The organism is Kocuria sp. CPCC 205258 (assembly GCF_040981005.1).
In the GTDB taxonomy this organism is placed as follows: domain Bacteria; phylum Actinomycetota; class Actinomycetes; order Actinomycetales; family Micrococcaceae; genus Kocuria; species Kocuria rosea.
This window is the reverse complement of record NZ_JAVKPS010000022.1, coordinates 1-9,258: the sequence shown is the minus strand read 5'-3', so window position 1 is coordinate 9,258 and position 9,258 is coordinate 1. Positions and strand designations below refer to the sequence as shown.

Annotated in this window: 8 protein-coding genes; 4 read left to right on the top strand and 4 right to left on the bottom strand. The window is 72.8% G+C overall.

Going from position 1 to position 9,258, the window contains the following annotated elements:
• Window positions 1-127: 127 nt before the first annotated feature.
• Together RF644_RS18595 and RF644_RS18590 are read right to left on the bottom strand one after the other, a co-directional pair.
• Entirely contained in the window at window positions 128-331 is a 204-nt protein-coding gene (locus tag RF644_RS18595; RefSeq protein WP_368797651.1) for a hypothetical protein, read from the bottom strand.
• A gap of 168 nt (window positions 332-499) precedes the next feature.
• Entirely contained in the window at window positions 500-1,321 is an 822-nt protein-coding gene (locus RF644_RS18590) for a MurR/RpiR family transcriptional regulator (RefSeq protein WP_368797650.1), read from the bottom strand.
• Window positions 1,322-1,482: 161 nt separating this feature from the next.
• Here RF644_RS18590 and RF644_RS18585 point away from each other — a divergent pair, with 161 nt between their 5' ends.
• Window positions 1,483-2,685, top strand: coding sequence for a DUF4032 domain-containing protein (locus tag RF644_RS18585; RefSeq protein ID WP_368797649.1), 1,203 nt, complete (start codon window positions 1,483-1,485; stop codon window positions 2,683-2,685).
• Window positions 2,686-2,707: 22 nt separating this feature from the next.
• Here the strand turns inward: RF644_RS18585 and RF644_RS18580 are convergent, their stop codons facing one another.
• Both RF644_RS18580 and RF644_RS18575 read right to left on the bottom strand, forming a co-directional pair.
• On the bottom strand, window positions 2,708-3,283 hold the full coding sequence (locus tag RF644_RS18580; protein ID WP_368797648.1) for a TetR/AcrR family transcriptional regulator: 576 nt from the start codon (window positions 3,281-3,283) through the stop codon (window positions 2,708-2,710).
• Between the two features lie 36 nt (window positions 3,284-3,319).
• Window positions 3,320-5,578 (bottom strand): HAD-IB family phosphatase, encoded by a 2,259-nt coding sequence (locus RF644_RS18575; RefSeq protein ID WP_368797647.1) that lies wholly within the window; start codon window positions 5,576-5,578, stop codon window positions 3,320-3,322.
• Window positions 5,579-5,726: 148 nt separating this feature from the next.
• Here RF644_RS18575 and RF644_RS18570 point away from each other — a divergent pair, with 148 nt between their 5' ends.
• The 3 genes from RF644_RS18570 to RF644_RS18560 are packed head-to-tail and all read left to right on the top strand — an operon-like array spanning window position 5,727 to window position 9,016.
• Window positions 5,727-6,515 carry an SDR family oxidoreductase gene (locus RF644_RS18570; RefSeq protein ID WP_035930281.1) on the top strand — a complete coding sequence of 263 codons (789 nt, stop codon included), beginning with the start codon at window positions 5,727-5,729 and terminating at the stop codon, window positions 6,513-6,515.
• Complete coding sequence (locus RF644_RS18565; RefSeq protein ID WP_368797646.1) at window positions 6,512-7,297, top strand: lysophospholipid acyltransferase family protein; 786 nt, start codon at window positions 6,512-6,514, stop codon at window positions 7,295-7,297. The genes RF644_RS18570 and RF644_RS18565 overlap by 4 nt, the downstream gene beginning before the upstream one ends.
• Before the next feature lie 45 nt (window positions 7,298-7,342).
• A complete protein-coding gene (locus tag RF644_RS18560) occupies window positions 7,343-9,016 on the top strand; it encodes an FAD-binding oxidoreductase (protein WP_368797645.1) in 1,674 nt (557 codons plus the stop codon).
• Window positions 9,017-9,258: the final 242 nt, after the last annotated feature.

The following is a 9,258-nucleotide window of genomic DNA, read 5'->3' as shown; positions in this document are numbered from 1 at the left end:
GACCACGTGCACCTGTTCGACACCGCCACCGGCAACCGCCTCCCCGACTGACCCCAGCGGCCGACCGCACCGACGCCACGGCGCCCTCCCCCGACGGGGAGGGCGCCGTGGCGCGTCCGGGGCCGGATCAGTCGTCCGCGGGGTGAGCGGCGAGCACCTGCTCGACGAGGTCCGGGTCGGCGTCCTGCACGTCCCAGGTGCCGGTGCGGTCGTGGTAGTCCCGTGCGGCCGCCGTCACGTTGTAGCGACTGGCGTCGCGCGGCGGATCGGAGTGCTCCAGCACGTGGAGAAGGTGCGTCTCGGCCTGGGCGAGCGCCTGGGGATCATGCATGGCGGGTTCCTCTCGGGACGGACCGGGTCGCTCAGGACCCGGAGTGATCAGCCAACTGACGAATTCTAATGGATGCTGCGGGGCCGCGCACCGCCGACCCAGGGTCGGGCCGGGACCGCCGTGGTGGACGCGGCGCCCGGTGGCCCTTTCCTCGGCACCGCCGGGCGCTCAGCGCAGGTCCAGCTCCTCGAGCTCCTCGTAGAGCTCGGCGGTGCGGCCCACCCGTCGTCGCCCGTCCGGACCCGCGGCGGCCAGCACCCCGTCGGCGAGCACCGACACGAGGCTCATGGCCGCAGCGTAGGAGTCGAACGGGCCCACGCCGTCGAGGGGGCACTCGATCCACAGGTCCACGGCCGAGGCGTGGCGCCGGGCCGTGCTGTCCGCGACGAGCACGGTCCGCGCCCCCGTGGCCGCGCAGACCTCCACCAGGCGCTCGAACCCGCGGGGGCGCCGCCGGAAGCCCAGCAGGACGACGACGTCGCCCTCGCCCACGTCCACGAGCTCCTCGCCGAGGGTCTGGCCGGGCAGCGGGGCGAGCCGGACGCGGTCCCGCGCCTGCTGCAGCTGCTGCTTCAGGTGCAGGGCGACCGGGTAGCTGTTGCGCAGGCCCACGACCAGGACCGTTCCCGAGTCGGCGAGCGCGCGCACGGCCCGGGCCGGGCGGTCCTCCCCCGCCGGGTCCAGGACCTTGCGCAGGTTCTTGAGTTCCTGCTCCAGGTGCTGGCTCAGCTCCGGGTCGGCGTCGGGGCCGAGCGGCACGCCCTGCTGGCGCAGGGTGCGGGCCGTCTCCCGGAGGTCGGTGAAGGACTCGAAGCCCAGGTGCCGGTACAGCCGGGAGAGGGTGGCGCGGGAGACGCCGCTCATCTGCGCCAGCTCCGCCGAGCTGTACAGGGCGAGGTCGTCCAGGTGGTCCAGGATCAGGTCGGCGGCCCGCTGCTCCTGGGGCGAGAGCCCGGCGTAGTGCGCATGGATGCGCTGTTCGATCGACACCCTCCCCACCCTAGCGACCGCCGGGAACGGGCGCGGGAGGCCCCGCGGGGACTTCCGGCCCGTCCCGGTTGCTAGCATGACCAGGTATGAAGGGTTCCCTGGCCCCACACTTCCCCCTCGCGCCCCAGGACGGTCCCGCCCCCGGCGGACGGTCCGGGAGCGTGTCCATCCAGACGGCCTTCCCGGATCCCGTGCTCCTGGAGCTGCCGTGGGGCACCCCCCTCGAGCAGTGGCCGGAGGACGTCCTCGCCGCTCTCCCCCGCGGCATCTCCCGGCACGTGGTGCGCTTCGCCCACGCCGGCGAGAAGATCGTCGCCGTCAAGGAGACCGTCCCCCACTACGCCCGGCACGAGTACGCCACCCTGCGCCGGCTGCAGCGCATGGGCATCCCGTCCGTGGTGCCGGACTCCGTGGTCACGGACCGGTACACGCCCGAGGGCGAGCCCCTGCCGGCCGCCCTGGTGACCGACCACCTGAGCTTCTCCCTGCCCTACCGGGCCATCTTCTCCGCCGGCCCCAGCGCCGCCACGGTCGAGCGGCTCGTGGACGCGCTGGCCTCGCTCATCGTGCAGCTGCACCTCTCGGGCTTCTACTGGGGTGACGTCTCGCTCTCGAACACCCTGTTCCGCCGGGACGCCGGCGCGTTCGCCGCCTACCTGGTGGACGCCGAGACCGGCGAGATCCACCCGGAGCTCACGCGCGGCCAGCGGGGGTACGACATCGAGCTGGCCCGCACCAACGTGGCCGGGGAGATCATGGACCTGCTCGCGGGCGCCGTCGAGGAGGGCCACGACATCGCGGACGTGGTGGACCCCTTCGAGGTCTCCGACCGGCTCGTGGCCACCTACGAGTTCCTGTGGCGCGAGCTGACGGTCGAGGAGACCTTCAGCATGGACGAGCGCTGGCGCGTGGTCGAGCGGGTGCGCCGCCTCAACGAGCTCGGCTTCGACGTCGAGGAGGCGTCCATGGACACGGTCGACGGGCGGATCCGGCTGCGCCCGCAGGTCGTGGAGCCCGGCCACCACACCCGCCGCCTGCAGCGGCTCACCGGCCTCGGCGCCCACGAGAACCAGGCGCGCCGGCTGCTGACCGACATCGCCCAGCTCGGGCAGGACCTCTATCCCGGCCTGCCCGAGGAGCTCGTGGCCCAGCTGTGGATGCGCGAGGTGTTCTCCCCGATCATGGAGGCGGTCACCCCGCCGATGCGCCGCAAGCTCGAGCCCGCCGAGATCGTGCACGAGGTGCTCGAGCACCGGTGGTTCCTCTCCGAGCGCGCCGGCAAGGACGTGGCGACGCACACGGCGGTCGAGGACTACGTGGCCTCGGAGCTGGCCCAGCGCCCGGACGAGCGGGAGGTCTTCTGAGCCGGGAGCCGGCCCGCACGGGTCAGGGCCGGTGCGCCTCGAGGACCCCGGTCAGGGTCCGGTGCACCCGCCGGGGCCAGTCGTCGCCCAGGCTCCCGTACCGGGCCACGTGCGAGTAGGCGGAGCCCAGCACGAAGTCCAGCACGACGTCGACGTCCAGGTCCGGGTTCAGCCGTCCCGCCGCCGTCTCCGCCGCGAGGAGCTCCTTGAGCCGCTCCACGCGCGGGCGGACCAGGTGCGCGCGCAGGATCCGGGACGTCTCCGATTCCGGGTCGCTCAGCAGCGAGACCGCCACCCCGATGCCCATGTCGTGGAGCAGGAAGTCCAGTGCCTCGGCGAGGCCCTCGTCCCAGCTCGCCGGGGCGCTCGGCCGCTGCGGCGAGTACGTGGCCACGGCGTCCTCGAGGGCCCCCTCGAGCATCTCCAGGCTGTTCGCGTAGCGGCGGTAGATCGACGTTTTGGCCACGCCGGAGGCCGCCGAGACCGCCTCGATGGTCACCCGGTGCGGTCCGCCCTCGCGCAGGAGGGCCAGTGCCGCCGCGGTGATCTTCTTGTCGGTGGTGACGGTCCGCGGATCGGTCCGGTCGTCGTCGCCCATCGGTGCCCTCCTGCTCGCCGTCCGCCGCCGGAGCGCTCAGGCGGTCTTCCAGTCCTCGATGGGCCAGTGGTTCTTCCGGGCCAGCCGGTACAGGGGCAGGTCGGGGTTGACCGTGTACGGGTGGCCCATGAGCAGCAGCCAGCTGGCGTCCGCGTGGGAGTCCCCGTAGCCGTAGGAGCGGGAGAGGTCGTAGCCGCCCTGCTCGGCGTACTTCTTGAGCCACTGGGCCCGCGCCTCGTCGACCAGGGGCGGGGCGGCGAGGTAGCCGGTCATCACGCCGTCGCGCTCGTCCATCCGGCCCGCCACGACCTCGTCGAAGAGGTGCGCGATCGGCTCCACGAGCAGGTCGATGGACCCGGTGACCAGCACCGTGCGGTGCCCGGCGGCGCGGTGCTCCTCGATCCGGCTCAGGGCCCCGGGGCGCAGGAGGCGCCGCATGTCCTCGCCGAGCGGCCCGGCCACCTGCTCCCGCACGGTCCCGGCGGGCACGCCCTGGTAGCGGCGCATGAACGCCCGGATGAACTCCCCGCGGTCCCGCTTCTCGGCCTTGAGGTAGGTCGGGGCGCTCGAGACGAGGTCGGCGACCTCCGCGGGCCACTTCGCCAGGTGCAGCGTCCGGCGGCGCAGCTGGAGGTACTGGCGGATGACCGTGGAGTCCAGGACGGTGCCCTCGAGGTCGAAGACCGCGAGCACGTCCGTGCCCTCGCTGAGGCCCCGCCGGGTCGTGCCGCGCCGCTTGGACGCCGCCTGGAGCCGGCCGTAGGCCTTGGTCATCGTGGTCAGCGCCGGCAGGTGCACGTTCTTCCAGTAGTCGGCCCAGTCGATCGACCGGACGTCGAAGGTCCGGTCCTCCGGCGTGCCGGCGGGCAGCGAGTCGTTGAGCTGCCGCGTGCTGGCGTCGTCGAAGATCATCTCGGTGCGCGTGTAGGACTGGTAGAGGTCCACGTAGGTGCGCAGGGAGCCGAGGCCGGACTGCATCCGGTGCAGGGAGGTCGACCACTCCCGGGTGCGGGAGGTCGCGGGCAGCGCGGAGGTGATCCGGCCGCCCACGGCGGAGAGCCGCTCCTTGACCGCCAGCGAGCGCTCCACGGCGTTGTTGGCCGGGAACTTCCACTCGGGCACCCGGATGGGCTTGCCGTCGGCGTCCTCGAGCGGGTGGGCGAGGAAGAAGGAGCGGACGTTCTCGTACATCTGGTGGAACGGGAGCGGGTTCGAGGCACCCGAGCAGACCTGGTAGTACGCGGGGGCGGGGTCCGCCTGCCCGTCGGGGGTGGCCGCGCCCGACGGGGCGCGGTGCCCGCCCGTGGCCAGCGCCACGATCGCGTTGACCACGAAGTCGACGGGGATGACGTCGAGCACGGAGTCCGGCAGCCCCGGGAACTCCGGCAGGGCGCCCTTGGCGTAGGCCATGATCAGCGGGTCGGCCACCTTGTAGCCGTCGATCCAGCCGGGGTACGGGTGGCGCAGCGCGGACTCGATGATGGAGGGACGCACCACGGAGAGGCGGTGGCCGGCGCCCGCCCACTTCTGCTCGGCGACCCGCTCGCCCAGGGCCTTCGTGAAGGTGTAGATGTCGGTCCAGCCGAGGGACTGCGCCCGGGTGCGCCCGTACTCGACGAGGCGGGTGCGGACCCACTCCTCGCGCGCGGCCTCCGCGGCGCGGGCCACCGACTTGGGCCCCTCCTTGCCGTGGTCCGCGGTGGCGGCGTCGATGATGGCCTGCAGCCGCTCCGGGGTGCGGGAGGCCATCTCGGCCTCCTCGCGCGCCCGCTGGGCGGCCTCGAACTCGGCGGCCCAGTCGACCTCGTGGTCCACGGCCGCCTCGGGGCGCAGGCCCTTCGCGATCCCCCCGACGTAGCAGGTGGAGACGTGGATGACGTGCGGGTCCTGCCCGGAGGCCAGGAGCGCGTCGTACAGACCGGTGGCGCCGCCGACGTTGGTGCTGAAGGCCTCGTGGATGGGCGGGTCGAAGGACACGGTGGAGGCCGAGTGGATCACCACGTCGAACGGCTCCGTGATGCCCGCGAGTGCCGACAGGTCCCCCTCGAGGACCGCGGTGCGCTCCGCGAAGACCCGCTTCGCCTCGACGTCGCCCACGCTCTCCCGCCAGGTGCGGAAGGCGGGCTTGCGCAGCAGCTGCCGCAGCCGCTGCTCACCGCTGATGCTGCCCTTGGGACGGACGACGGCGGTGACGTGCACACCCTCGTGGGCGGACAGCAGCCGTTCGAGCACCGCCTGCCCGAGGAATCCGGTGGCTCCCGTCAGCAGGACGCGCGTGGTGGGGGTCTCGGTCAACGGTGTTCCTCCGGTGGTGTGCTGGTCCGCCGCCGGTGCGGAGCGGGCGGGGGGCTGCGGGCGGGCCCTGCCCGGCGGGCGACGACGACGCCCCTCGAGCGGACCGCACCCGGCTGCGCTACGGCTACCGTAGTGTAGCCTAGATCTCATGCTTACCGCTCTCGTGACCGGGGGGACGTCCGGCATCGGCGCCGCGTTCGCCGAAGCCCTGGCCCGCCGGGGAAATGCACTCGTCCTGGTGGCCCGCGACGCGGACCGCCTCGAGCAGACGGCCTCCAGGCTGCGCTCGGAGCACGGCGTGCCGGTCGAGGTCCTGCCCGCGGACCTCTCCGACCGCACCGACGTGGACCGCGTCGCCGCCCGGGTCGAGGACCCCGAGCGACCCGTGGACGTGCTCGTGAACAACGCCGGGTTCTCCGTGAAGACCAGCTTCGCCGATCCGGACACCGGCGCCCACGACCGCGCGTTCGAGGTCATGTGCCGGGCCGTCCTGGTGCTCTCCTCGGCCGCGGCACGGGCGATGACGGCGCGCGGCTCCGGCTGGATCATCAACGTCTCCTCCACCGCGGGCCTGGTCACGATGGGCTCGTACTCGGCGATCAAGGCGTACACGACCGCGTTCACCGAGGCCCTCGCCGTGGAGCTCCACGGGACGGGCGTCCACGTCACCGCCCTGCTGCCCGGCTGGGTGCGCACCGAGTTCCACGAGCGCGCCGGCATCAGCGGCTCCTCGATCCCCTCCTTCATGTGGCTCAGCCCCGAGCGCGTGGTCGAGGAGGCCCTCGACGACGTCGCGCGCGGCAAGGTGCTCTCGATGCCCACCAAGCGCTACCGGCTCCTCGGGTTCGCCCTGCGGCACCTGCCGCGCTCCGCGGTGCGCCGGATCTCGGGGCTCGTCGCCTCGGCCCGCCAGAAGGAACGGGCGGCCGGCTCGTGACCCGCCGCGACCCCCAGGACCCGGTCCCGGTCCAGCGCTCCATCGACGGCGGCAGCGCCGGCCCCTCCCCCGAGGCCGCGCCGGAGGCCCCGCCCGCGTCCTCCGCGCAGCTGAGCCCCGACCGCTTCCGCGACCCGCGGCGCCGCCTCGCCCGCCGGATCGCCCAGCGGGTGTTCCTGCAGGGCCTCGCGTACCGCACGGTCCGCCGGACCGTGGTGACGCACCCCGCGGCCGACGCCCTGGACGGGGCGTGCATCGTGGTGGCCAACCACTCGAGCCACCTCGACGCGCCGCTCGTCCTGGGCTCGGTGCCCCGGCGCATCCGCCGGGACCTCGCCACCGGGGTGGCCGCGGACTACTTCTTCACCGCCCCGCACAAGCGCATGTTCACCGAGCTGATCTTCAACGCCTTCCCGGTGGACCGGACGGGCACCGGAGCGAACCGGGGACTGTCCAAGCAGCTGCTGAAGGCCGGCGTCCCGCTGCTGATCTTCCCGGAGGGCACCCGGTCCCGCACGGGGAAGATGGGGTCCTTCAAGATCGGTGCCGCGGGCCTGGCCAAGGCCGTGGGAGTGCCGGTGGTCCCCGTCGCCCTGATCGGTGCCTACGAGGCGATGCCCCGCGGCGCCCGCTGGCCGCGCCGCGGCCGCCCCCGCGTGGTGGTGGCCGTCGGCGAGCCGCTGGTCGCCCGGGAGAAGGAGCCCACCTCGTCCTTCAACGACCGCATCGAGGCCTCGGTGCGGGCGCTCTACGCCGAGCACCGTCCGCGCATCGACGCCTGAACCACCGTCACCCCCCCCCCCGAGAACCAGGAGAGTACTGCGCAGATGGCACACGTGAAGCACATGAAGTGGTGGGGGTGGGGCGAGGAAGGCGTGCACTTCGAGTACGCGAACAAGCCCGCCTTCGCCCCGTTCGTCAAGAACGCCCTGGACGTGGACCTGCGGCCCCGGCAGCGCGACACCATCGACTTCTCCACGGTCAGCGTCCCCGCCTCCCGCGCCGGGGAGCCCCTCCTGGAGGCGCTGGCCGCCATCACCGGCGCAGAGCACCTGACCCTCGACGACGAGCTGCGGATCGTGCACTGGGCCGGCAAGTCCGTCACCGAGCTGCTGCTCACCCGGGCCGGGGACTTCGCGCGGGTGCCCGACGTGGTCGTGTACCCCGGCACGGAGGAGGAGGTCGCCCAGGTGCTGCGGCTCGCGGTGGAGCGCGACCTCGTGGTCATCCCGTTCGGCGGCGGCACGAGCATCTCGCGGAGCCTCCAGCCGGATCCCCATGAGGAACGAACGATCGTTTCCCTCGATCTGGGCCGGATGAACCAGGTCCTCTCGCTCGACGAGACCTCCGGACTGGCCACCATCCAGGCCGGCGTGCTGGGCCCGGACATGGAGGAGCAGCTCAACGCCCGCGGGTGGACGCTGGGCCACTTCCCGGACTCCTTCACGCACTCGACCCTCGGCGGCTGGGCCGCCACGCGCTCCTCGGGGATGCAGTCGGACAAGTACGGGGACATCGCCGACATCGTGCGCGGGCTGCGCGTGGTGCGCCCGGGCGGCACCGTGGTGCTGCGCCCCCTCCCCTCGACCTCCACGGGTCCGAGCCTGCGGGAGATGATCATCGGCTCCGAGGGCAGGCTGGGCGTGATCACCCAGCTGGACGTGCACGTGCACCGCATCGCCGAGCACCGCGAGGTCATCGCGTACATGTTCCCCACGTGGCAGCAGGCGCTCGTCGCGATGCGCGAGATCGCCCGGTCCGGCATCAGCACCACGTTCGCCCGCGTCTCCGACGCGCACGAGACCGCGTTCTCGCTCTCCACCCAGAAGGCCCCCGCCACGCTGAAGAAGAAGGTCACGGCCAAGGGCCAGGACGTGCTGTGGGAGGTCATGCGGCGCCGCGGCTGGGACACCGACGCCATGTGCATCGCCTACGTGTGCTTCGAGGGCGCCAAGCCCGAGGTGGAACGCCGGAAGAAGGCCGTGGCCGGCATCGTCAAGAAGCAGGGCGCCTTGGTGCTCGGTGCGGGCCCCGGCGCGCTCTACGACCAGAAGAAGTTCGACACCCCGTACCTGCGCGACTTCCTGCTCGAGCAGAACACCATCGGCGACGTCTCCGAGACCGCCGCACCGTGGTCCAAGCTCACCACGGTGCACCAGGCGGTCTACGACGCCGCGCACCGGGCCTTCGAGGCGCAGGGCAAGACCGGGTGGATCATGTCCCACATGTCCCACTCGTACCACGCCGGCGCCTGCCTCTACTTCACCTTCGGCTACGAGATCGGCGAGGACCCCCACGCCGAGTACGCCGTGATCAAGGGCGCTATCCAGCAGGCGTTCATCGACGCCGGCGCCACGCTGTCCCACCACCACGGGGTGGGACTCGAGCACAGCCCCTGGATGGAGCAGGACGTCTCCGCCGAGGGCGTGCAGCTCCTGCGGAGCCTGTTCGCCGCGGCGGACCCGGGCGGCAACTTCAACCCCGGCAAGATCGTCGGCTGACCGCCCGGACCCGTACGGAGCAGAGCAGGCCCCCACCGTTGCCGGTGGGGGCCTGCTCTGCTGTTCGGGGGTCGTCCGGGCGTGCCCCGCTGTGGTGCCGCGCTGTGGGGGTTGTGCAGGGGTGTTAAATGCGGGGAGCCCCCGCACCGTGTGGTGCGGGGGCTCGACCCTTGGTGTGGTCCGGCGGTGTCCTACTCTCCCACACCCTTCCGGGTGCAGTACCATCGGCGCTGCGGGTCTTA

What these genes read in the sequence shown, in the direction of transcription:
- RF644_RS18595 (WP_368797651.1), bottom strand. Translation starts at nt 331, where the DNA reads ATGCATGATCCCCAGGCGCTCGCCCAGGCCGAGACGCACCTTCTCCAC.
- RF644_RS18580 (WP_368797648.1), bottom strand. Translation starts at nt 3,283, where the DNA reads ATGGGCGACGACGACCGGACCGATCCGCGGACCGTCACCACCGACAAG.
- RF644_RS18570 (WP_035930281.1), top strand. Translation starts at nt 5,727, where the DNA reads ATGCTTACCGCTCTCGTGACCGGGGGGACGTCCGGCATCGGCGCCGCG.
- RF644_RS18560 (WP_368797645.1), top strand. Translation starts at nt 7,343, where the DNA reads ATGGCACACGTGAAGCACATGAAGTGGTGGGGGTGGGGCGAGGAAGGC.